We start from the raw sequence: 23,361 nt of genomic DNA, 5'->3' as shown, positions 1-23,361 counted from the left end.
GTGGCAGGGTGGCCGATTTGCTACGAGCAGGCATGGAACAGGCGACGAACGACAGCGGCTGGCGGGGCTCCCACGAGGGATGGCTGGAGGCTGCCTACGATGCCCTACTGGAATCCGGCGTCGAGGCCGTGAAGATCCTGCCGCTCGCCAAGCGGCTCAACCTCTCCCGCACGAGTTTCTATTGGTTCTTCAAGGATCGCGAGGAATTGCTGGCCGCGCTGGTGGCGCGCTGGCGGGAGAAGAATACAGGCAACATGGTGAAGCGGTCCGAGGCCTATGCGGAGACCATCGCCGAGGCGATGCTGAACGTCTTCGACTGCTGGCTGGACCAGGACCTGTTCGACGCGCAGTTCGAGTTCGCGGTGCGAAGCTGGGCGCTGCAATCGGAAGAGATTCTTGAGGAGGTTCGGCAGGCGGATCAGGCGCGGCTGGAGGCGATCAGCCGCATGTTCGTGCGTTTCGGCTTTACGGAAGCAGCCGCCGACGTGCGCGCCCGCACGACCTATCTGGTGCAGATCGGCTATATCTCCATGCAGTCCCGCGAGGATATCGCCACCCGCATGAAGCGTATCCCCGAATATATCGCGATCTATACCGGCGAGGCGCCGCAGCCCCGGGAGCTCGACCGCTTCTTCGCCCGTCACGGCTACACGCCGGGCTGAGGGAGAGACCATGGCAGAGAGACGATTGGCGAGCCCCCGCCGCCAACAACGAAAACGATCGCCGGAGCGGACTGGTACGGCAAGGAACTCGAACGGGAGCACTATGAGAGCACGCTCTTCTCGGAGCTTGACCTGACGGACGGGCGCAATGTCGGCAGCGTCTTCAATGCCTGCACCTTCCGGCGCGTGCGCTTCAGCGCCTCCATCCATGAAGGCGCGGCCTTCGTGAACTGCACCTTCCTCTCGTGCAACTTCTTCGACACGATCTTCACGGAATGCAAGCTCGTCGGCAGCATGTTCGACCGGTGCCAGTTCGACAATATGAAGGTCGTCAACGGGGACTGGTCCTTCACCGGCCTGCCCGGCGCGGACCTGCGCCGCGCGACGTTCAGTGGCACCCGTCTGCGGGAGACGGACCTGACGGGCGCGGTCTGCGAGGGCGGCTCCATCCGGGACGCGGACCTCCGGTGCCTGGCTGCACGGCGCCGACTTCTCGCGCTGCGACCTGCGCGGCAGCGACCTGACGGCGATAGATCCGGAAAACGTCAAGCTCAAGGAGGCGATCATCACGATCGATCAGACGATCGTCATCGCCGAAGCGCTCGGGTTTGACGTGCGCCGGAAATGACACCGGCGCGGCGGTCCCGCCTTACTTCCACTCGTAGGCTTTCGCTCCGCGGCAGGGCCGCTCCGTCACGAAGGCGGATCCGCCTTCCGCAGCCGCCACATATTGCTGCGCATCCGCCTCGTCGTTGAAACCGATGAAGACCATGAGCATGGACCGTGCACTCGGCTGGCCCTTCTTGCGGTAGGAGAAATTGACGGCGCAATGGGGATAGCGCGCATCCAGCGCCCGCTCCGCCCCGCCGCCGGAAAGCGCGGCGAACTGCCCGAGCGCGAAGAAGCGGTCGAGCGCCGCGAAGGCGGCGGCCTGCGAGAGCTGCCGGTTGTCGCCGTCCGCCGTCGCGCGGCCGTAGTAGAGGCTGTCCGTCTGCCCCTTGCGCCGTCTCGTCTCGTAGACGACAAGCCCGCCCGCCGCCGCCAACTCCAGACGCACATCGAATGTCTGGAAGAGATCGGGGTGGCGATCCAGTTCGCAGAACAGGGTTCTCAGATCCGCGACGTAATCGGCATAGAGCGCAGCCATCATGGGTTCCGTACTGGTGGAAGACGCGCTTCCTTACACGGCCGGACGGTCATGGCGCAACGGCTCGCCCGCCTTGCGGCAAGGCTCTTTTTTGCAGGTTGCGGCATCGTCCCCACCATGCAAGTATCGGTACGTCAGTTCATCTCAAATCACGCGCACCGGATGCAGCGGCGAACACGTATGGTCGTCGATGGCCTCCGTGTGCCGTCCGTGCTGCAGGGAGGCCACAGTGACCGTTCTCAACGCCATCATCGATTTCCTGAACACCATCTTCTGGGGCTATGTCCTCATCTATGGACTGATCGCGGTCGGCATCTACTTCACCCTGCGCCTCGGCTTCATCCAGTTCCGCCATTTTCCGGAACTCTTCCGCTCCGTGATGAAAGCCCCGGCCAGCGACGCCAGCGGCATCACCCCGTTCCAGGCGCTGTGCACCAGCCTCGCCTCGCGCGTGGGCACGGGCAACCTTGCCGGCGTCGCCGTCGCCCTCTTCCTCGGCGGGCCGGGCGCGCTGTTCTGGATGTGGGTGGTCGCGGCCGTCGGCATGGCGACCGCCTATTCGGAAAGCGCGCTCGCTCAGCTTTACAAGATCACCGACCATGACGGCCAGTATCGCGGCGGGCCGGCTTTCTACATTTCCCGCGGGCTGAATGCGCCCTGGGCCGGCGTCATCTTCTCTGTCTGCCTCATCATCGCCTTCGGCCTGGTCTTCAACGCGGTGCAGGCCAATTCCATCGCCGACGCCATGCAGGGCGCCTTCGGCATCGACAAGCTCTGGGTCGGCGTCGCCCTCGCCGTGCTGACGGCGGTGGTGATCTTCGGCGGCATCCGGCAGATCGCCCAGGTCGCCGAATATGTCGTGCCCTTCATGGCCGTCGTCTATCTCGGCATGGCGGTCTATGTCGTGCTGGCGAACATCACCGAGGTGCCGGGCATCATCGCCCTCATCGTCAAGAGCGCCTTCGGCATCGAGCAGGCGGCCGGCGGGGTGGCGGGCGCCATGCTGAACGGCGTCAAGCGCGGCCTCTTCTCCAACGAGGCCGGCATGGGTTCGGCGCCCAATATCGCGGCCGTCGCCACGCCTTCGCCGCACCATCCGGCCAGCCAGGGCTTCGTGCAGGCGCTCGGCGTGTTCATCGACACGATCCTGATCTGCACGGCGACGGGCATCATGATCCTGCTCTCCGGCGTGATGACGCCCGGCTCCGAACTTACCGGCACGCCGCTGACGCAGGAGGCCATGGTCGCCCATATCGGCGAGGCCGGCCGTTACTTCATCGCCATCGCCATCTTCTTCTTCGCCTTCACCTCGATCATCGGCAACTACGCCTATTCGGAGAATGCGATGGTCTTCCTGAAGCTCGACAACAAGGGAACCATCGCCGCGCTGCGCGTCGCCGTGCTGCTGATGGTCATCTGGGGCGCCTATACGACGGTGGCCGTCGTCTTCAACATGGCGGATGCGGCGATGGGCCTGATGGCCTCGGTCAATCTCGTCGCCATCGTGCTGCTCTCCGGCACCGTGGCGAAGCTGACGAAGGATTACTTCGACCAGAAGAAGATCGGCGAGCCGCGCTTCGATCCCGATGCCTATCCGGAACTGAAGGGCAAGATCGAGCACGCCATCTGGGCGCGCAAGTAACCTTGGAGACGCCGTCCGCCGGCGCCCGAAGGGGCCGGCGGACATATCATCCTATCGCTCACGGAAGGCCCGGGCGAACTGGTCGGCCAGCGGCTTGACGAAGTAGGAAAGCGCGGTCCTGCGCTCGGTCGAGATGAACACTTCCACGGGCATGCCGGGCAGCAGCCGGGCGGCGCCAAGCTTGTCCAGTTCCTGCGGCGTCACGTCGATCCGGGCGAGATAGTAGGTCTCGCCCGTTGCCGGGTCGCGGCTCGTCGCCGGCGATATCTGGGCGACGGTTCCCGCCAGCTCCGGCGTGGTGCGCTGATTGAAGGCCGAGAAGCGCAGGCGCGCCGCATGGCCGGCGGCGACCTGATCGATGGAGGCGGGCGATATGCGCGCCTCGATCGTGAGCCGCGCATTGTCCGGCACGATGGTCACCAGCACCTCGGCGGGGCTGACGACGCCGCCGACCGTGTAGACCTTCAGCTCGTTCACGACGCCCGAGATGGAGGCGCGCAGTTCCGTGCGCGAAAGGCGGTCCTCGATGGCCGCACGCCTATCCTGAAGCTCGGAAAGCTTTGTCACCACGAGGCCGAGTTCGCGCTGCGCCTCGGTCCGCGCCTGCTCGTCTACCGCAATGATCTGAATGCGGATCTCGTTCTTGCGGGTCCCGGCGCGCGCGATGGCGGCCGTTATCTCGCCGCGCTCGCCGGCAAGACGCGCCTGGTCGCGCCCCACGGTGTAGAGGCGGCCGTGCTCCACGAGCTGCTTGCGCACAAGGCGCTGCACCTTCTCATGCTCGGCGGAGATCAGCGTGATTTCGTCGCTCTTGGAAACACGTTGGGCTTCCAGGCCCGCCATCTCGTCGTCGATCTGGGCTATGCCGAGATCGAGCTGCTGCTTCTGGCTGCGGCGATGCTCCAGATTACCCTCGAAGAGCCGCGTTTCGCCCGCCATAGCAATGTCCGCCTCAGGTCCCTCGGCCATCAGACCTTGCGGAAAATCGATGCGGGAAAGGCCGTCGCGCTCGGCAAGAAGCCGCGCCCTGCGTGCGCCGAGATCGATCATCTGCGAACGGACGATGGACAGCTCCGCCTTGGTCTGGGCGTCCTCCAGCGACAGCAGCACCTGCCCCTCCTCCACGAAGTCGCCCTCGCGCACGGCGATCGCGCGAACGATCCCGCCGTCGCGATGCTGCACGGATTTCAGCTTCTGGTCGACGGCGACCGAGCCGGAGGCGATGACCGCCCCGGTCAGTTCCGCGGTCGCCGCCCAGCCGCCGATGCCCGCCAGAAGCAGGACGGCGAGCGAAAGGCCGGCCGCCATATGCCGGCCGAAACGGAACGGCTGCTCGTCCTCCTCCTCTTCGAGCGGAGCGGGATGGATGCTGTTGGGCTTCATCATCATGGCCATATCCCCTTGCTATGCCCTGCTTCAGGCGATGGCCTCCACGATGACCAGCGCATAGCGTCCGTTGAGCAGGATGGTGGTTTCATAGGTATCGTCGCGGTCGAAATCGGCCTCGATGACGGTGTGGTCGGTCGCCGCCGTCTCGTTGTATTCGTTGCGGTAGCGGATGCGCACATCATCCTCGTCGACATGGTCGCCGTAGATCTTGGCGAACTCGTTCTCGAACTCGTCGAAGACCTTTTCGAAGATGTCGTATTTCTTCATCTTCACCCTGTCGCCCGCCTTGAAATCGGCGATCTCGAAGACCGCAACCGCGGCGACCGGCTCCTGGGCGAACTCGAAGATGTTCCGGCCAAGCCCGCCTTCGAGAAGTGCGGGCGTCTGCCCGCCGGCCAGGAAGTGATCGTCGCCCGCCCCGCCGATGGCAGCCTCGAACCCCGAAATCGTATCCTCACCGATCTCGATGCCGCAGGCCGTGCCATTGACGAGATCGATGAAGACATCCTCGATCGCGGCGGAATAATCGAGCGTATCGCTTCCCTCGCCGCCGTCGTAGACATCCGCCACCGCGTCGAGGGCGGCCACCACCCGGTCGTCGCCGGCACCGGCCTGCACGACATCCATTCCGGCCCCGTCGTGGATCACGTCGTGGCCCTCGCCGCCGAGGAGGACATCGTCGCCCGCGTCACCATGAAGCTCGTCGTCGCCGGCCCCACCGTCGATGCGGTCGTTCCCGGCATCGCCCCGGGCAAGATCGTTTCCTTCGCCGCCCATGACGATATCCTCGCCTGCGCCGCCGGAAAGAACGTCGTCGCCGGCATCGCCGAAGAGGATGTCGTCGCCCTCTTCGCCGAACATCCGGTCGTTGCCGTCGCCGCCGGAGAGCCGATCGTTGCCGGCCCCGCCGAACACGATGTCATGGCCGGCGCCGGCATAGACCGTGTCGTGCCCTTCGCCCGCCACGATATGGTCGTCGCCCGCGCCGCCGAAAACGGTGTCGTCGCCGCTGCGCGCATCGATATTGTCGTTGCCGTCGCGGCCGTCGATCGTGTCACGGCAGACCGATCCGAGAATCCGGTCGTCGGCATCCGTGCCGATGACCACGTTTTCCGGCACGACCTTGAAAATCGCCCGCTGGGTGACCGAAAGCGCCCCGTCGGTCACCTGATAGGTGATGGTGACGAGGCCTTCCATCTGGGCCGCCGCCTGGAAGACCCACCCTCCCCCGGGCGAAACGGCGAGGTTGCCCGAGGAGACCTGAAGGTTGCGGATCGCCAGCGTATCGCCATCGGGGTCGGAGGCGTTGCGCAGGAGGTCGGACAGCGAGATCGCCAGGGCGATGCAGCCGGTGATGTCCATGAGATAGACCGGTCCCGTCACGCGCGGCGCGCGGTTGGTGCTATCGTCGTCGTCATCATCATCCTCGTCCACGACGCGCGGCGGCGGGCCGTCGTTGTCGTCGATCTCCGGAATACCGCCACCCGTCGGAGCACCGCCGCTCCGCCTGTTGTCGTTCGCCGAATCCACCGGGACGAAAGGCAGGGAAGGGTCGCGCCACGCCAGCGGTTTTTCCGGCGTCAGGAAATCCGAAAGCGATACGGCAGGCGGCATGGGAGCCGAGCCGCCGAACAGCTCGATAATCTGCGCGCTGGCAGACCCGACGGTGCCCTTCGGCAGGACGGAACCGGTCGTCACCGCGTCGTCCGGTTCCTCCGCCCGCTTCGCGGCGGCGAGCGGCTCGATTTCCTCCATCGGCTCCTCCGCCTCGCCCGCCGACGTCCTATCGTCGACAGGCTCGAACTTCTCGGCACGCGGCTCGGTCAGCCAGACCGGCAACATGGACTTCAGGTAGAGGACGAGGCCCACGAGGAAGAGAAGAACCACCTTCGGACCATGGGACTGCCGATCCATGCTCTTCAGGAGGTAGCGACTTGCCGATGGCACCGGCTTCGGCTCCGTCTGGGTGCCTTTCGCTTCGATGATCATGCCAGCAACCGCGCGGAAACCTGTGCGCGCCTTTCCTTCTTGCCATCGGGATCGACGGAGGGTTCCATGCGGCGCTGCTCGCCGCCGAGAATGCTCTCCTTCGGGCCGAAGGCGGTCAATTTTCCATTCTGCACCACGGCGACGAGATCGACGGCCGCAAGCGCGCTCGGACGGTGGGCGATCACCACGACGATGCCGCCGCGTGCCCGCACGCCCTGAATGGCGGCAGCCAACGCCGCCTCACCCTCGCCGTCGAGATTGGAGTTCGGTTCGTCCAGGATCAGCAGGAAGGGGCCTCCGTAGAGCGCCCGGGCAAGCCCGATGCGCTGGCGCTGGCCGCCGGACAAGGCCGCGCCCAGCGGGCCGATCCGGCTGAGATAGCCTTCCGGCATGCGCACGATCATCTCATGCACACCGGCGGCCTTGGCGGCCTCGACGACATGGCGCGAGTCGGCCTCCGCATTCAGCCGCGAGATGTTCTCCTCGACGGTCGCGTCCATGAGGGACACGTCCTGCGGCAGGTAGCCGATATAGTTGCCCCGCGCCTCGTCGCACCATTGCTCGAGTTCAGCGTCGTCCAGGCGCACGCTGCCGCGCAGCACCGGCCAGACGCCGGTCAGCGCCTTGACCAGCGTCGTCTTGCCGCCGCCGCTCGGCCCGATAATGCCGACCGCCTGCCCGGCCTTCAGCTCGAAGCTGACATCGGCGAGCAGCACGCGCCCGGACGAAGGCGCGGCCACGGTGATGTTCTCCACCTTGAGCGAGCGGACGGGTACCGGCAGGGGCATGGGCCGGCGCGCCTGCAAAAGCGCCACCACCGTCTCCTTGAGCCGGTTGTAGGCGGCCCGCGCGGAGACGAAATTCTTCCAGTTGGCGATTGCAAGATCGATGGGGGCAAGCGCCCGGGCGGAGGCGACGGAGGCGGCGATGATCGCGCCGGCCGACAGTTCCCCGCGAATGGTCAGATAGGCGCCGAGGCCCAGCACGGCCGATTGCAGGATCATGCGCAGGACCCGCGAGATCGCCCCGAAGGTACCGCTGATGTCGTTCGTGCGGGTCTGCAGCCGTAGATGCGCGTCGTTGGCCTTGTCGAAACGCCGCACCGCGCGGCGCGCGATGCCCATGGCCTTGAGGATATCGGCGTTGCGCGCGTTGGAATCGGCGATCGTGTTGCGGTTGATCACCGCCTCGTGCAGCGCCTTGGTTGAGCGGCGCGTCATCAGCTCGGTGACGACGGTCAGGATGGCGAGCACGAAGGCGCCGCCGATGGTCAGCGCGCCGAGGAAGGGATGCAGGATATAGACGAAGGCGAGGAACAGCGGCATCCACGGCAGGTCGAAGAGCGCAATGGGACCCTGGCTGCCGAGGAAGCCGCGAACCGTATCGACGTCGCGGCCGCGTTCCAGCGCCTCTGCGGTGGAAAAGCCGAAGCGCGGCATGTCGACCGCGACTTCATGGGCAAGCGGGGCGATCTTGCGGTCGAGTTTCGCGCCGACGCGCACGAGGACCTGGGAGCGGATGATGTCGAACAGGCCCTGGAAAAAGTAGAGGCCGACGGCAAGCAGGGAAATGGCGAGCAGCGTCGCCACCGAGCCGCTCGACAGCGCCCGGTCGTAAACCTGCAGCATGTAGATGGAGCCGGTCAGCGCCAGCATGTTGATGATGCCGGAGGTGGTGAAGAGAAAGAGGAAGACACCGCGGAATCCCCGGGTGAGCTGCTCGCCCCCCTTGCTCAGCGATGCGTTCCTGGCGTCCTTGGCGTGCATGTCGATATCCCCTGAACCATCCTTTGTTGCTGGACGGAACCGCCGAACGAGATATTTGTCGGCGGCCCCGCGGCTCTGGTCTCTGCGGATCAGAGGTTGAAGTCGCTCTGCGCGAGGTTATGGGTTCCCTTGATGCTGAACTTGAAATCGGCATCGACATTGCCCGTGGTATTGCCGGAAACCACCGTGTAGTCGCCGTCGGCGCGGGTCTCGTAGGTCACCAGCAACTGGCCCCGGTCGGTGAAGGCTCCTGTCACCAGCGTGAAGGTCTGGTTGCCGTTCGTCGCACCGTTGGCGTCCACGGCCGACAGGTCGAGCCGGTCGCCCGGCTGGAAGCCGAGGATCGTGTCGCCGTTGGCATCGGCTGCCGAGAGGAAGCGGAAGGTGTCGTTGCCAGCCCCGCCGTCCATGATGTTGACCGCCGCGCTCGCCGTGATCGTATCGTTGCCGGAGCCGGTGACGATGTTCTCGATATTCCAGAGCGTGTCCGTGCCCGTCTGGGTACTGGAGACGCTGCCGCGCATCATGTAGCCCGTGCCGAGATCGGCTGTGATCGCCGCGGTGATCGACGCCATGTCCAGCGTGTCGATGCCGACGCCGCCGTTCATGTCGTCGCCGTAGTAGGTATCGTTGCCGTCACCCGCTTCCGCGACGAAGAGGTCGTTGCCTTCGCCGCCGAACACCGTGTCGTTGCCGGCGCCCGCATTCACCAGGTCGTCGCCGCCCTGGGCAAGGATGCGGTCATCCCCGGCCTCGCCATAGACCATGTCGGCATCCGCCCCTCCGAACACGTCGTCATTGCCGGCGCCGGCGAAGATGACGTCGCGGCCATCGCCGCCGTCGATGAAGTCGTCGCCCGTCCCGCCGCGGATGATATCCGCGCCACCGGCACCGGTCAGGACGTCGTCACCCTCGTGGCCGATGATGGTATCCGCGCCGGCAGCGCCCGTCAGGACATCCGCGCCCGGCGTTCCGACACGAACCGAGGGAGATGCCGGCGGCACGACGACACCGTCTCCATCATCGTCATCGTCTAGCGTATCGCCATCATCGTCGTCATCGGTATCGCCGCCGCCGGGAGTGTCGTCGTCCTCATCTTCATCTTCATCTTCATCTTCATCGTCGTCGTCGTCGTCATCCTCCTCCTCATCGTCGTCTTCATCGTCACCGTCGTCATCCTCGTCCGGCTGGTCGTCGTCCTCGTCGTCCTCGCCGTCATCGGGATTGTCGCCGTCATCATCGTCGTTACCGTTGTCGGGTGTGTCGTCCTCATCGTCGACATTGCCGAAAATGTCGTCGTCGTCGCTGTCCGCGGCATTGGAGCCGTCGGTGTCGAAGACGTTTTCCGGAAGTCCGGTGAGACCCGTGTTGCGCTTGATGATCTCGGCGAAGGTGATACTGTTCTCGCCGGTGAACATGGAGTCGTCGAAGATCTCCAGATAGTAGAGCTTGTCGCCGTGCTGCAGGCGGTTGAGCTGCTCCAGGAAGATATAGCCGAAGGTCGAGCCGAGCTGGCCGGCCATCGGTTTTTCCATGAGACCGCCCACCCACAGGTCCATCGTCTCGAACCCGTCGGGATAGGCCTGCTGCAGCTTGGCCAGCATGGCAGTGGAGATGGCGTTGCGCTGGGCGAAGTCGGCCCAGCCCGTATAGGGACGCAGCGCCGTCAGATGGGTCTTCTCGTAGAGTTCGGCGCGCACCGTGTTGAACGGCGCGATCCCCATGTCCCGCCCACGGAAGATGTTGAGGGCGGCAAGGTCCAGCGGCCGGCCGACGAGCTGGTTGCGCAGCGCGTTGACCACATCCACGTCGATCGCCTGATGCGGCACCTCGACCGAGCCGGCGATCAGCGCGTCGATGCCGAGGCTCGACAACTGGCCCGGATTGAGGAAGGCCTGGACCAGCGAGATCTGCTGGAGCTGGCCGTTTCCATCGACGTAGCTGACCGTCTCATTGAGCATCGAATGGCCGAAGCGGTAGGCCGCCTGGGAGAACTCGACGGAGATGGAGGCATCGACATCCGGGTCGTAGCCCTCGAAGCCATGCTCGTCGTCGCCGTCGAAGCCGCCGGCCATGGCGGTCGCGAATTCGGTGAAGACCACGCGCTGGTATTCGGCGATGTTCATCATCCGGGCCGCTTGGAAATATTCGGCCTCGGTCCATGCGCCATCGGTCTGGGCCTTGATCTGGTCGACCCAGTAATTGTGGTTCCTGGCCCAGATCGTGTGCATGGAGGTCAGCATCACGTTCTCGTTGGCCCGGCCGTCACCGGCGATGAAGTAATGGCCGATGGCGTCGAGATCGAGCTGGCCCGGGCTGGAATAGACCGGGATGAAGTCGATCAGCAGCGGCTGGCCGGAGCCGTCGAAGTTGGAGATATCCTCCGATGTCAGCTCGCCGCCGCCGGTCATCACGCGGTAGTTGTCGCGCAGGTGGCTGAGCGTGGGCAGCAGCGCCCGACCCGTGGCGTCCACGTCGCCCGCCAGCAGGTAGGCGGTCTGCACGGCCTGGCCGTTGCTGCCGACCTCCCATTTGCGCAGGACGTCCGTGATCGCGTTGTGCGAGCCGTAGGCCTGGTTCTGGTCGACATAGGGCGAGGTGTTGTTGATGTACTCGGCCGGAACGCCGTTGACGCCCGTGCCGGGCACGATGTTGGAGCGCGGTGCGTCGATCGGGAACGAGGAGGAGCCGATGGCGACATAGCCCGGCTGCCCCTTGGCCACGAAGTCGAGCCCGTGGTCGAAATACTGGCCGAAGAAGGTCAGCAGGCTCGTCCCGCCGAAGCTGTTCGGAATGCTCTCCTCGACACCGTTGCCGTCATTGTCCTGGTTCGACAGGATGTCGGAGATTTCCCGCGGCGTGAGCGCCGTTTCACGGATTCCCGAAGCACCGTCCGTATAGTGCGCCTCCGTCAGCCGGATGAACGGATTGCCGCCCGCGCCCCAGTGGGGATGTCCGGCATTGTTGCCGTAGCCGGAGGAATCCCGGTCAAAGGCGGGATCACGCACCATGTCGAGCAGATCTTCCAGGTCCTCGTCGTCGAGAGCCGTTCCGCCAGTCGACGAACCGTTCTGGAACTGCGGCGGCACCGTTCCGGTGAAGGTGATCGAATGCGTGCCGTTCGAGAACGTCTGCGTGCCGTTGCCGTTGCTTGCCAGCGAATAGCTGGAGATATCCTCGCCGGGCGCAAGCTGGATCACGTCCTGCGGTCGGACATTGCCGATGACCGTATCGTTGCCGCCGTTGGAACGGAAGACGATGCGGTGGGCCGAGGACAGGGCCGAGAAGTTCACGACATCGTCACCGCTGCCGCCGTTCAGCGTGATGGTGCTGGTCAGGAGGCTGGTGCCACCGAAATTGCCGACCGCATTGAACGTGTCGCCGCCGCCCATGCCGTCGATGACGATCTCCTCGATATTGTCGAGTTCGGCAATGATCGCGGCATTGTTCGTGGCGCCCCGGGCGATGACGATTTCGGTATTGGCGTTCAGTTGCGCGGCCGTGTTCCCGGCAAGCGCGAGCCAGGCGGCGCGTGTGTAGATATTGTAGGTCTCCGCCGTCGCATTGCCGACGACGCGCATGGTGTCGGTATTGCCGCCGCCGTCCACGAAATCGCGACCATCGCCGGCATTCCAGACGACGAGGTCGTCGCCGGTGCCGCCGGAGACCGTATCGTTGCCGCCGCCGGCCATGATGATATCGTTGCCGCCATTGCCGTTGAACACCGTGCCGGCGGCGTCGCCGAGCAGGATTTCCGCGCCGTTGCCGCCATTGGTGGGGGTCGTGTCCACCTGCACGCTCACATTGGCGGTATCCGTGGCGGTGCCATCAGAGACCGTGTAAGTGAACTGGCGGGCGTCTGTCGTCGTGCGGGTCACGTTGATCACGCCGGCCGCCAGGGCGACGGCAAACTGCCCCTGCCCTTCGGTCGCATTCGTGATGTTCAACGCCTGTCCGTCGGCGTCGGTGTCGTTGGCCAGGAGCATCCAGACCGGAACGCTGAAATTGCCGGTGAAATTGGTCAGGATGGCATCGTTGCCCGCATTGGGCACGTCGTTGACGGGAACGACGTTGATCGTCGTCGTCGCAATGTTGCTGTCGAGGAAACCGTCGTTGACGGTGACCTGGATGACGCGCGGGATGCTGCTCGGGGTCTGCGAGTTGTTGCGGAACTCGATCGCCTGGAGGGCAGCCTGCCAGTTGGCGATGTTCGGCTCGTTGCCGGTGAGGGTCACGACGATCTGTCCGCCGATGGCCTGCACGCTGCTGTTGATATTGCCCGGCAGGTTGCCCGGAATATCGAAGCTGTCGCCGGCCTGCGCATTGGTAAGGACGACGCGGGCCGAGACGATCCGGTCGTTCTCCACGATCAGCGGATTGCTGGCGATGGGAACATCAGCCCCGGTCGCCGTTCCGTTACCCTCCGTGAAGGTCGCCTGATAGTGTACGTTCTGCGCGGTGACGCCGGTAATGTTGAGATTGTCGACCCAGGCGACGTCGTTGTCGTTGTCCATGGCCGAGACCGTGAACCGGATGAACGCACCTGCCGTGAACGGCCCGGTCAGGGCCAGCGTGCCGGTGGAGGTGTTGTTGCCGGATGTGCTGCCGATGGTCACGAGGGTTTGCAGGTTGGCCGGGTTCCCATCACGGGAGAACTCGACCAGAACGGTCTCGCCAGCCTCGATGTTCTCGCCGTAGTCGAAGGAGACGGTGGCCGAGACCGCGCCGGCCAGCCCGGCGACGCCGCGCTGGATGACCGCACCGTTGCCGACGCCCTGGCTCGCGCCGTCGAATTCGAGCCGGTTGTTGCTGATGCGGATCTGGCCATTGTCCGAGGTCGAGCTTCCGTCGTCGCCGGTCTCCGCCCAGTCGTCGGTCCATATGCCGTCATTGTCCGTGTAGCTCGTCGAGTTGAAGGTCTCCGAGCGCGTCGCCGACGTGCGCTGGAGATAGAGCTGCGGCGGCGTGAACACGACCACCTGATCGCGGAACTCCAGCCGCTCGATATTGCGCAGCGTATCGACGCCGTCCGAAATCAGCGGGCGACCGGTGACGGCGTCGTCGATATTGCTGACATTCACATGCGTGACCGTCACGGTGCCGTCGCCATTGGCCGTGATCGTGTAGTTGAAGCTGCCGTCGTCGTTCTGCAGATTATCGTTGAACACGGCCGTGTCTATATCAGAATCATCACCGTCATTAGCGATGATTTCACGTACGATATGCATCTGACTGGGTACGATCTCACGCGCGACGAGCAACTCGAACATCGTCTTGCCGATCCACGCTATCGGAACGAAGGTCCCCTCGTTGCCGGTGAACGTATGCTTGAGCGAGTAGATCGTGGCGATCTCGTTATCGGCGTCGTTCTCCTCGCCGAGACCGACGATGCGGATGCGGACATTGAGCCGCGCATTGCCGTCGATGAAGTCGTCGCCGCCATTGCCCTGCAGGCGGTCGCTTCCCCCGCCGCCAAGCAGGATGTTGCCGCCGGTAAAGGCCACGACGGCCTCGCTGTTGCCTTCCGGCACGTCCGACACGAGGTCGCCAAGCAGCGCGCGCAGGCCCTCGATGCGGGCGAGTCCGGCCTGGCTGAGTTCGTCCTTGAAGAACAGGGCCTCGGTGTTGTTGACGGTCGGCACCGCCGGCAGGTCGCCGGCCGCCCGGTCGTCGCCGCGCAGGTTGTCGTTGCCGTCGCCGCCCGAAAGCGCCTCGACCTTGTCGAAGCGGTTGCGCAGGATATCCTGCTCCTCGGTCGTGAAGATGCGGATGCGCATGTCGGCGTCCGCGTCGAACTGGGCGCCCTGATAGCTCGCCCAGTCAAAGCCGAACATGCCCTCGTTGCGCATGACGCTTTCGCCCTGAACCATGATGTCGTCGCCTGATTCCGCGTCGAAATCGTGCTCGTCGGAACCGGCGAACATCACGTCATGGCCGAGGATGGTCGAATTGAAGAACAGCTCGGAATTGTCACCGGCCGTGGTGTCGAAGCCGCCGCCGGCCTCCAGCCAGTCGTCGCCCTCGTTGCCGAGCAGGAAATCCGCGCCGTCGCCGCCGAGCAGGAAGTCATCGCCCTCGCCGGCAAAGATTTCCGTGCTGTCCACGCCGGCAAAGACGACGTCCTTGCCCTCGCCGCCCATCAGGATATCGAGGCCGTTGGAACTGGAGATGACATCATCGCCGGCGTCGCCCTTGATGAAGTCGCCGTCGTCGCCCTCGTCCAGGATCACGTCGTCGCCGGCGCCGCCCATGATGAGATCGACGCCCTGGCCGCCCTCGATATAATCGTTGCCGGCATCGCCCCAGATCGCGTCGTCGCCAAGATCGCCGATCAGCACGTCACGGCCGGCCGAGCCGCCGAGCACGACATGCTCGCCGCCGAAGAAGCGCAGATAGTTCTGGTAGTATCCCTGGAAGGCGGTCGGCATGTCGCGTTCCACCTTGGTGAGGCCGAGCGCCTCGAGCACCGCGTCGTTGCCGAGCGGGTCCTTGCCGGCTGCCGCGCCGTTGTAGTCCTGCTGGTACTGGACGTTGACCTCGAGGACATGGTCGTACTTGGTGAAGGAATCGATACCGATATGGTGACGCACCTCGTCGTCCGCCGTGCCGCGGATGCCGTCCGCGCCGGGCATGGTGATGTCCGTATTCGCCATGATCATCTTCGAGAAGGCGTTGTTTTCCAGCGCATCGATGAAGTTCAGGCCCTGGGTACGGGTCAGATAGTAGAAGCGGTCGGCATCCTGCAGCGCCTCGAGCTGCGCCTCGAAGATCGCCGTGAAGGTGGAGCCGAGCATGCCGCCGAAGAGAAGGATCTTCTCGGCAAGGCCACCGATCCACAGATCCACATTGTCGAGGCCGCCCTTGTCGGTAGCATATTGGCCCGCGCCGTTGATGAAGGCGACCCGGTCGGCGATATCGGACACTGTGACGCCGTCCGCCTCCACCCCGAACACCAATTCCCACGCGGCGGCGCGCTTGTCGGCAAGCGTCAGCGCGGTGGTAATGGCGGCATGCGTGCCGTAGGCCGCGATGAAATTGACCACGGAGAGCGGGTTCTTGAGGCCGACGGCGAACTCGGTCCAGTTCGCATAGGGCTTCAGGAAGCTGTGGCCGGTCGCGGCGAAAAGCTGCTCGCGGGCCTGGTTGAGGGAAGGCATGCCGGTGTCGCGGCCGCGGGCGATGTTCATCGCGGCAAGGTCGAGCGGCAGGCCGAGCAGGTTGTTGCGCAGGGCATCAACGACGAACTCGTCGATGGCGTTGCCGCGCACATTGGTCAGCCCGCGAACGATGGCCCCGGCGGCCTCCTCATGCGAGACACCGCCGTCGCGGTCGAAATCCACCGGATCGAGGAAGGCCTTGATCAGGCCCTCGTCGACGACGTCGAGATGGTTGGTCGCGGCATCTGCGGAGAAGAACGCCCGCGGCAGGCTGTCCGTGAGCATGGAATGGCCGAAGCGGTACACGACATTGGCGAACTCGGCGAAGATCGCCGGATTGATGTCGGTCACCGAGTTGAACACGAAGGGATCGACAGCCGGCTGGACCTTGCGAGCGAACTCCTCGAAGACGAGATGCTGGTATTGCATCTCCGTCGCGAAGCGCGCGGCCTGGAAGATGCGCTCACCATCCCAGACAAGGGGGCTGTTCTCAATATAGGCGTTCTTGTCGATCGTGCCTTGCAGGCTTGCCTTGATCGATGCCAGCGCAGCCGCGTCGATATCGACCGCCAGCCACTCATTGACGAAGGCGAGGTCACCCTCTTCCAGAATGGTCAGCTTCTGGATCACCGTCTGGCGATTGTGCTCGGAGTGGAAGATATGGTGGACGGCCGTCAGGCCGAAATTCTCGTTGCCGCGCCCGTCGCCGGTGATGAAATGGCGGCCGAGCAACTCATCGTCATACTGGCCGGCGGGCAGCGGGGTTTCGGTTCCGTCGATCCGGCCATCGGCATTGAGATCGTTCACGACATTGTCCGCGTCGGCCGTCTTCAGCGCGCCCGTCTGGCTGTTGAACGGATTGGCCGTATGCGCGATGTCGTCGAGGAAGGCATGGCCGATGCGCACGGCCCCGGCGGCGAACGTGTTGACCGCAACCGGCAGGCTGCCCGAAACAAGGCTCGACGGCGTCCCATCCGGGTTGATGCCGGTGACGATCTGCGGCAGCCCGTTGGCGCCGCGGATGAACTCGCCATAGGCGTCGGTATGGATCAGCGGGATATTGAGCACGTCGCCGTCGGTCAGCTCGATGCCCAGAAGGTTTTTCGCCTGCGCCTTTACGTCGTCCCATGTGGCAAGCCCACCGTCCTGCCCGCCCAAGAGCCGCCCCGTGGCGACCGGCCCGTTCGGTCCCATGACATATTCGCGCAGGAAGACCTGATGGGAGGCATGCGAGGTATAGGTCTGGTTCTGGTCGACGAAGGGAGTCGTCGTGTTGCGCTGGGTCGGCACGCCGTTCTCGTCGAAAACGGTCTCAGAGCGGGTCAGCACCATGAAGCGCATGGAAGGCGGCAGGTCGTCGGCATTGCCGAGTATTCCGTCAGCCCCGGCGATCAAGGGGTCATCAGCCTTCAGCGGAATGAAGATCGAACCATTGCCGCCCTTGCTGATAAGGTCGAGGCCATGGTCGAAGAACTGGCCGAAGAAAGTCATCCAGGCGTTGAATGGCGCGGAAATACCCTCGTCGGGCGCGACGTTCGGGATGACGAGCGAGCCGTTCTGGATGACCAGCCCCTTCTCCTCGGCGAGCGCGAGGAAACCGGCATTCGGGTCCGCCGCCAGCGCATTGGCGCGGTCGAGCGCAAGGCCGCTTTCGGCGACGCCCGTGGCCGCATCCTGTATGGCGTCGATGAGGCCGGCGACCGCGGCCGGGTCGGCATTGGCCGCATAGGCGGTAGTGGCGGCGTTCAGCACCGTCATCGCGGCGTCGAAGGCCGTCTGGGCCGTGACGGCCATGGCGGCGGCCTGCGCTTGCGTGACGCGCGCGGCCATCAGTTCCGCCAGGTCCGCATAGGGATCGGCCGATTCCGCGAAGACGAGCGCCGCATAGAGGGCGGCCGGATTGTTCGCGCTCATGTCGGCGACGAGGTTGGAGATGACGCGCGGATCGGTATCCACGACATTGCCGGTATGGCCGCCATTCAAACCGGTGCCGGGGAAGGTGGATGTGCCATCGACGCCATAGTTGGTATTCGTAACGGGGCCGAGCGGGCCGGGGCCGAGGGAGAAGGGCGTTTCCGCGCCGCCGTCGATATAGTTCGGGTCGAGGTAACGCGGCATCGGCTGGTCGGCCGCTCCCCAGAGTTCGCGTCCTTCCAGGAGGTTGTTGTAGCTGCCGTCGACCGTCCTCAGGCCGAAGGGCGTCTTGGCGTCCGGCACGGCGCGCGCGGCGGCCGCGTCGAAGGTCAGAGGGTTGGTGTACCAGGCGCGGTCCGTGATGGGGTTGCCCTGCGCATCCAGCCGGATCTCGGTGATCGGCGTTCCGTTGGAGTGGGCTTCGGCGATCTTAATCTGCTTCAGGATGAATGTGAGATCGTGCTGGTTGAGATGTATGGCCATGATACCCTCCATGCCCCTCGGGCCGCGAAAATCGGGCCGCAGGCGCACCAGGCGCAAACGGCCGGTTGAAACCACATGCGCCGTCCGCAAGAGGACGGTGTAAATTCGTGGAGACTGGTGTAGGATCGCTCGAAATGCGCGTCGCGGTAGCGGCGCGGCTTGCCCCGGCAAATCCCCTTCCAGTTCGATGTTCGCAGCTTGATCCCATCGAGGGCTGGCCGGCAGGGGAGAAGGTCCAAGCCCGGACTGGACCTTCGGCGATGTTGCGACCGGATACTTTAGGCTGACCTGATATGCGACTTTGGTCTGATATGCAGTCCTGGCAGAAGCGTCTCGGGGAAACCCTCCGCGTCAGCGTCTATGCGCGTTTCCTGTTGATTTCCGGGACGATCGTGCTTGGGATGATGACCATCCTGGCGCTCTTCGTCAGCTCCCATGTGAAGGCGGTGAGCATCAGCTCCACCGCGCAGACCGACGCCTTCTACATGACGGCCTTCGTGGCCCCGCTCGTCCAGGATATATCGGACGACACGCTGCTTCCTGCCGAGACCATCGCCCAGCTCGACAGGCTGATGCATATCGCCACCGTGGACAACGACGTCGAGATGGCCCGTATCTGGCGGCGCGACGGAACGATCCTCTACAGCACGGACAAGGCCACCATCGGCACCAGGGCGGACCTGTCGGGCGCCGAGATCGCCTTTCGCGGGGAGGTCATCGGCCATGTGGAGCAGGTATCGGACGATGTAGGCAGGCATTTCGGCGCACGGGGCATGCCCCTGTTCGAGGTTTATGCCCCCCTGCACAGCCTGGAGACCGGCGCCATCATCGCCGTGGGAGAGTTCTACAAGAACGCGCAGCCGCTGATCGACCAGATCTCCTCGGCCAATACCACCATCTGGTCGACGACCGCTTCCGTCTCGGTGATGATGATGGGCATGCTCTTTCTGCTCGCGCGGCGCAGCAACCGCATTATCGTCGAGCAGCGGGACCGGCTGAAGCGGCGCGCGGCCAAGGCAAGCGCGCTCGCGCGCCAGAACGAGAAGCTCCGGGGCCAGTCCGACCTCGCCAAGCTGCAGGCGATCAAGGCGAACGAGGACCTTCTGACCGATATCGGCTCGACCTTGCATGACGGGCCGATCCAGTCGCTCGCGCTGCTGGTGCTGAAGCTGAGCACAGTCGGCACCGACGCACGGCGCATCGTGGAGGATTGCGCGGAATCGGCCAGGCTGGCGGGCGGGGTGGTGCATGACCTGCGCGACATGGCCACCGGCCTCGTCCTGCCGGAGCTGGAGGACCTCGCGGTGGAGCAGGTGGTGCGCCTTGCCGTCGACCGGCACGAAACGCTGACCGGCACGAGCGTCGCGCTCGATATCGGCCCGCTGCCCGCCCAGCTTCCCCCCGCCTACAAGATCTGCATCTTCCGGGTCATCCAGGAAAGCCTTCACAACGCCTTCCAGCATGCGGGCGGCGCGGACAGGCAGGTCTCGGCCGCCTGGAGCGACGAAGGAATCTCCATCGTCATCCGTAACGGCCCGGCGCGCAGCGAGCCGCGCGAACAAGCGCCCCCGCGGCAAGTCCCCGGCCTTGGCGTGACCGGCCTGCGGCGCAGGCTGCGCGCGCTCGGCGGAAGCCTCTCGGTCGCCACGGTGCCCGGCAGCGGAACGGTGGTGACCGCCGCGCTGCCGGTCGATCCGCGCATGATGGAGTCAGTTCCGACGCATCTCGGGCGAAATGCCGAAGTCCGGGTTCAGCCGCTGGGCCGCCAGGACAACCTCGATCCGGTTCCGGGCGCTTAGCTTCTGCATCAGAATGCTCATGTAGTGCTTGACCGTCTTTTCGCTGATCTGCAGGCGCGTCGCGATCTCCTTGTTGGTCTTGCCGCGCAGGAGAAGGCGCACGATCTGCTCTTCCCGGATACTGAGACGGATTGCCTGGGCCGCGGCCCGGCGCAGGGTCGCATCGCGCAGGGCGCTGATCACCTTCGTGGCGAAGCTCTGCGTGATGAAGGTCTCCCCGCGCAGTACGGCGTGGATGGCGCTGTAGAGTTCCTCGGCGGTGCTGCCCTTGATGACATAACCGCTGGCGCCGGCATCGAGCGCCCGAACCGCGCTGTCCACCCCGACGGAGGCGGTGAAGGCGATCGTCTTCGTATCAGGCCTTTCAAGACAGATGGTCGCGATGGCGTCAAAAACGTCACCGGGCATTGCGAGGTCGAGAACGATCACATCCAGTTGCCGGGTCATGGCGGCCCTTACCGCATCGGCAGCAGATGCACCTCTCTCGACGATGGCGAAGTCATTGAACCTTGAGAAGATATTCACCAACCCTTCTAGCAGGATCGGATGATCGTCGAAAAAACCGATAGAGACTTTACTCATATGAACTCCCCACAGTCGTCCTTGATCGGCGATGTGAAGGGTAGTCCGTCTCTATAATTTCGTAAAACGAAAAATTAAGGAATAGTTACTTTCTGCGCGCGGCTCTTTTCTTGCATCCGCTAGGGCGCAATTGAATTGGCGTAAAGACATTAAAGAAAAGTAATTTCAACCACCTGAATTCATTATCTTATAAAGGTTTTCTGAATTGCCTCGCCATGCCGGCCGAACTACAGCTTGGCCTTCGTGGAGCGGGGTGTCGACAGGAGAAGGCTTGTCTCGCTTCCCGTGATGCCGGGCACCAGACGGATCTTGCGCAGGACGGCATCGAACTCGGCAAGGCTCGCCGCGCTGAGCTCGACCAGCAGGTCCCATCGGCCGTTCGTCGTGTGGATCTGCGCGATCTCCGGAAAGCCACCGAGCGTGCGGATCACCCGGTCCGTCACATGACCTTCGATCTCGATCATCATGACGCCGCGCACGACATCCTCCAACGCGTCTGCCCGCAGCATCACCGTATAGCCGAGAATGGTTCCGTCCTGCTCCATGCGCTCGATGCGCCCGCGCACGGTCGCCCGTGAAGCGCCGGTTTCAAGCGCGAGGTCCGAAACGCTACGGCGGCCGTTACCGCGCAACAGGGTCACGATCTTGCGGTCGAGGTCGTCCATGCCAGATTGATCTCCAGGCTTTACAATTTGATCGATATGGCATTCCGAGATGCCAAAATTCAATATTCAATCTGCCACTTGAGGATTCTAGAGTGGGGAAAACCACATGGGAGCACACTATGGATTGCACGCTGATCGGCGCCCCCCTGCAAATCGGTGCAGGACAACTCGGCTGCGAGATGGGGCCGAGCGCCCTTCGCATCGCCGGCCTTCGCACGGCGCTGGAAGAACTGGGCCACACGGTCAAGGACATCGGCAATCTCACCCCGCGCGCCTTTGACCAGATGCCGCATCCGAACAAGGCCGTGCATCACCTCGGCGAGACGGTTGCCTGGGTCGAGGCACTGTCGGCCGCAGCCTACGAGCATGGCGGGACCGGCATGCCGATCTTCCTCGGCGGCGACCATGCGATCTCCGCCGGCACCGTTCCGGGCCTTGCGCGCCGCGCCGCCGAACTCGGCCGTCCGCTCTTCGTGCTCTGGCTCGACGCCCATACCGACTTCCACAGCCTCGAGACGACCGCCAGCGGCAACCTGCACGGCACGCCGGTCTCCTACTACACGGGTCAGCCGGGCTTCGAAGGCTATTTCCCCGCGCTCGCCCATGCCGTTCCCACGGAAAACGTCTGCATGATCGGCATCCGCAGCGTCGATCCGGCCGAGCAGGCCGCCATCCGCAAGACCGGCATCACGGTGCACGACATGCGCGTGATCGACGAGCATGGCGTCGCCGTCCTGGTGCGCACCTTCATCGAGAAGGTCCGCGCCGTAAATGGCCTCCTGCATGTCAGCTTCGACGTCGACTTCCTGGAGCCCGAAATCGCACCGGCCGTCGGCACGACCGTGCCGGGCGGGGCGACGTTCCGCGAAGCGCACCTGATCATGGAAATGCTGCACGACAGCGGCCTCGTATCGAGCCTCGACATCGTCGAGCTGAATCCCTTCCTCGACGAGCGCGGCAAGACCGCCAAGCTGCTCGTCGATCTCGTTGCCAGCCTGATGGGCAAGCGGGTGATGGATCGCCCGACCGTCGCAGGCTGAACTCTGCCGTTCTTACTGGAGGAAACATGACCACCGAACCGAAACTGAACGTCGTTCCGTTCGTCAGCGTCGACGACATGATGAAGCTGGTCCTGAAGGTCGGCATCGACCGGTTCCTGACGGAACTGGCCGCCGTCATCGAGGAGGATTTCCGCCGCTGGCCGGTCTTCGACAAGACCCCGCGCGTCGCCTCCCATTCGCAGGAAGGCGTCATCGAGCTGATGCCGACCAGCGACGGCACGCTGTACGGCTTCAAATATGTCAACGGCCACCCGAAGAACACGCGTGACGGCCGCCAGACCGTGACGGCCTTCGGCGTTCTTTCCGATGTCGGCAACGGCTATCCCATGCTGCTGACCGAGATGACGATCCTGACCGCGCTGCGCACCGCGGCGACCTCGGCCGTCGCGGCGAAGTACCTCGCCCGCCCGAACGCCCGCACCATGGCCATCATCGGCAACGGCGCACAGAGCGAATTCCAGGCCCGCGCCTTCAAATCGCTCCTCGGCATCGACACGCTGCGCCTCTACGACCTCGACGCCTCGGCAACGCGCAAATGCGCCCGTAACCTTGCCGGCCTCGGCTTCACCATCGTGGAATGCTCCTCGGTCGAGGAAGCCGTCGAGGGCGCCGACATCGTCACCACCGTTACCGCCGACAAGCAGTACGCGACGATCCTTTCGGACAACCATGTCGGCCCGGGCGTGCATATCAACGCGGTCGGCGGCGACTGCCCCGGCAAGACCGAACTCAGCAAGGATATCCTGCTGCGCTCGGACATCTTCGTCGAATATCCGCCTCAGACGCGCATCGAGGGCGAAATCCAGCAGCTTGCCCCCGAGCACCCCGTCATCGAACTCTGGCAGGTGATGACCGGCGAGGTCGAAGGCCGCCGGAGCGCCGACCAGATCACGCTCTTCGACAGCGTCGGCTTTGCCATCGAGGACTTCTCGGCGCTGCGCTACGTGCGGGACAAGATCTCCGAGCACGGCATGTTCGCCGAACTCGACCTTCTCGCCGACCCTGATGAGCCCCGCGACCTCTACGGCATGCTGCTGCGCTGCGAGAAGAAGCTGAACGCCGCTTAAGGCCGGCGCCGCGGACGCCCCCTCGGGCGGCATCCGCG

The 23,361-nt window shown here is 64.5% G+C and carries 12 protein-coding genes and 1 pseudogene; 6 read left to right on the top strand and 7 right to left on the bottom strand.

The genetic code is table 11. From position 1 onward, the window contains the following. The first annotated feature begins 32 nt into the window (after positions 1-32). Together MOE34_RS22965 and MOE34_RS25620 are read left to right on the top strand one after the other, a co-directional pair. The gene (locus MOE34_RS22965) at positions 33-662 is read left to right on the top strand and encodes a TetR/AcrR family transcriptional regulator (protein ID WP_242224389.1); all 630 of its coding nucleotides are present in this window, start codon (positions 33-35) and stop codon (positions 660-662) included. A gap of 10 nt (positions 663-672) precedes the next feature. After that, positions 673-1,290: pseudogene (locus MOE34_RS25620) on the top strand (pentapeptide repeat-containing protein). A gap of 21 nt (positions 1,291-1,311) precedes the next feature. On the opposite strand, the gene MOE34_RS22950 reads toward MOE34_RS25620, so the two are convergent. After that, positions 1,312-1,812: a hypothetical protein gene (locus MOE34_RS22950; RefSeq protein ID WP_242224388.1), complete on the bottom strand. Its 501-nt coding sequence runs from the start codon at positions 1,810-1,812 to the stop codon at positions 1,312-1,314. 226 nt (positions 1,813-2,038) lie between these two features. Between MOE34_RS22950 and MOE34_RS22945 the strand changes: the two genes are divergently transcribed. Further along, a complete protein-coding gene (locus MOE34_RS22945; protein ID WP_242224387.1) occupies positions 2,039-3,451 on the top strand; it encodes an alanine/glycine:cation symporter family protein in 1,413 nt (470 codons plus the stop codon). A 51-nt stretch (positions 3,452-3,502) separates the two neighbouring features. Here MOE34_RS22945 and MOE34_RS22940 read toward each other — a convergent pair whose 3' ends face one another. From MOE34_RS22940 to MOE34_RS22925, 4 genes are all read right to left on the bottom strand, one after another. Beyond that, positions 3,503-4,840, bottom strand: coding sequence for an HlyD family type I secretion periplasmic adaptor subunit (locus MOE34_RS22940; protein ID WP_242224386.1), 1,338 nt, complete (start codon positions 4,838-4,840; stop codon positions 3,503-3,505). Between the two features lie 27 nt (positions 4,841-4,867). Continuing rightward, the gene (locus MOE34_RS22935) at positions 4,868-6,829 is read right to left on the bottom strand and encodes a calcium-binding protein (protein ID WP_242224385.1); all 1,962 of its coding nucleotides are present in this window, start codon (positions 6,827-6,829) and stop codon (positions 4,868-4,870) included. Continuing rightward, on the bottom strand, positions 6,826-8,595 hold the full coding sequence (locus MOE34_RS22930; protein WP_242224384.1) for a type I secretion system permease/ATPase: 1,770 nt from the start codon (positions 8,593-8,595) through the stop codon (positions 6,826-6,828). Before MOE34_RS22930 ends, MOE34_RS22935 begins: the two co-directional genes overlap by 4 nt. A gap of 89 nt (positions 8,596-8,684) precedes the next feature. Further along, the gene (locus MOE34_RS22925) at positions 8,685-18,149 is read right to left on the bottom strand and encodes a peroxidase family protein (RefSeq protein ID WP_242224382.1); all 9,465 of its coding nucleotides are present in this window, start codon (positions 18,147-18,149) and stop codon (positions 8,685-8,687) included. A 293-nt stretch (positions 18,150-18,442) separates the two neighbouring features. Between MOE34_RS22925 and MOE34_RS22920 the strand changes: the two genes are divergently transcribed. Further along, complete coding sequence (locus MOE34_RS22920) at positions 18,443-19,948, top strand: sensor histidine kinase (RefSeq protein ID WP_242224381.1); 1,506 nt, start codon at positions 18,443-18,445, stop codon at positions 19,946-19,948. Here the strand turns inward: MOE34_RS22920 and MOE34_RS22915 are convergent. Next, positions 19,859-20,530: a LuxR C-terminal-related transcriptional regulator gene (locus tag MOE34_RS22915; RefSeq protein WP_242224380.1), complete on the bottom strand. Its 672-nt coding sequence runs from the start codon at positions 20,528-20,530 to the stop codon at positions 19,859-19,861. The two genes, MOE34_RS22920 and MOE34_RS22915, sit on opposite strands and share 90 nt — an antisense overlap. A 227-nt stretch (positions 20,531-20,757) precedes the next feature. Continuing rightward, positions 20,758-21,195, bottom strand: a complete 438-nt coding sequence (locus MOE34_RS22910) for an Lrp/AsnC family transcriptional regulator (protein WP_160787462.1) — start codon at positions 21,193-21,195, stop codon at positions 20,758-20,760. Between the two features lie 119 nt (positions 21,196-21,314). On the opposite strand from MOE34_RS22910, the gene rocF reads away from it, so the two are divergent. Next, positions 21,315-22,235 (top strand): arginase, encoded by a 921-nt coding sequence (gene rocF / locus MOE34_RS22905; RefSeq protein ID WP_242224379.1) that lies wholly within the window; start codon positions 21,315-21,317, stop codon positions 22,233-22,235. A gap of 26 nt (positions 22,236-22,261) precedes the next feature. Then, on the top strand, positions 22,262-23,323 hold the full coding sequence (gene ocd / locus MOE34_RS22900; protein ID WP_242224378.1) for an ornithine cyclodeaminase: 1,062 nt from the start codon (positions 22,262-22,264) through the stop codon (positions 23,321-23,323). Positions 23,324-23,361 lie beyond the last annotated feature (38 nt).

The sequence above is a fragment of the Shinella zoogloeoides genome (assembly GCF_022682305.1).
Classification (GTDB): domain Bacteria; phylum Pseudomonadota; class Alphaproteobacteria; order Rhizobiales; family Rhizobiaceae; genus Shinella; species Shinella zoogloeoides_B.
The sequence above is the reverse complement of the archived record's forward strand: the minus strand, read 5'-3'. Positions and strand labels throughout refer to the sequence as shown.

Bases quoted from the DNA above. Each gene is read 5' to 3' on its own strand.
- MOE34_RS22965 (WP_242224389.1), top strand. From the start codon at position 33: ATGGAACAGGCGACGAACGACAGCGGCTGGCGGGGCTCCCACGAGGGA.
- MOE34_RS22950 (WP_242224388.1), bottom strand. From the start codon at position 1,812: ATGATGGCTGCGCTCTATGCCGATTACGTCGCGGATCTGAGAACCCTG.
- MOE34_RS22940 (WP_242224386.1), bottom strand. From the start codon at position 4,840: ATGATGATGAAGCCCAACAGCATCCATCCCGCTCCGCTCGAAGAGGAG.
- MOE34_RS22935 (WP_242224385.1), bottom strand. From the start codon at position 6,829: ATGATCATCGAAGCGAAAGGCACCCAGACGGAGCCGAAGCCGGTGCCA.
- MOE34_RS22930 (WP_242224384.1), bottom strand. From the start codon at position 8,595: ATGCACGCCAAGGACGCCAGGAACGCATCGCTGAGCAAGGGGGGCGAG.
- MOE34_RS22925 (WP_242224382.1), bottom strand. From the start codon at position 18,149: ATGGCCATACATCTCAACCAGCACGATCTCACATTCATCCTGAAGCAG.
- MOE34_RS22920 (WP_242224381.1), top strand. From the start codon at position 18,443: ATGCGACTTTGGTCTGATATGCAGTCCTGGCAGAAGCGTCTCGGGGAA.
- MOE34_RS22915 (WP_242224380.1), bottom strand. From the start codon at position 20,530: ATGAGTAAAGTCTCTATCGGTTTTTTCGACGATCATCCGATCCTGCTA.
- MOE34_RS22910 (WP_160787462.1), bottom strand. From the start codon at position 21,195: ATGGACGACCTCGACCGCAAGATCGTGACCCTGTTGCGCGGTAACGGC.
- rocF (WP_242224379.1), top strand. From the start codon at position 21,315: ATGGATTGCACGCTGATCGGCGCCCCCCTGCAAATCGGTGCAGGACAA.
- ocd (WP_242224378.1), top strand. From the start codon at position 22,262: ATGACCACCGAACCGAAACTGAACGTCGTTCCGTTCGTCAGCGTCGAC.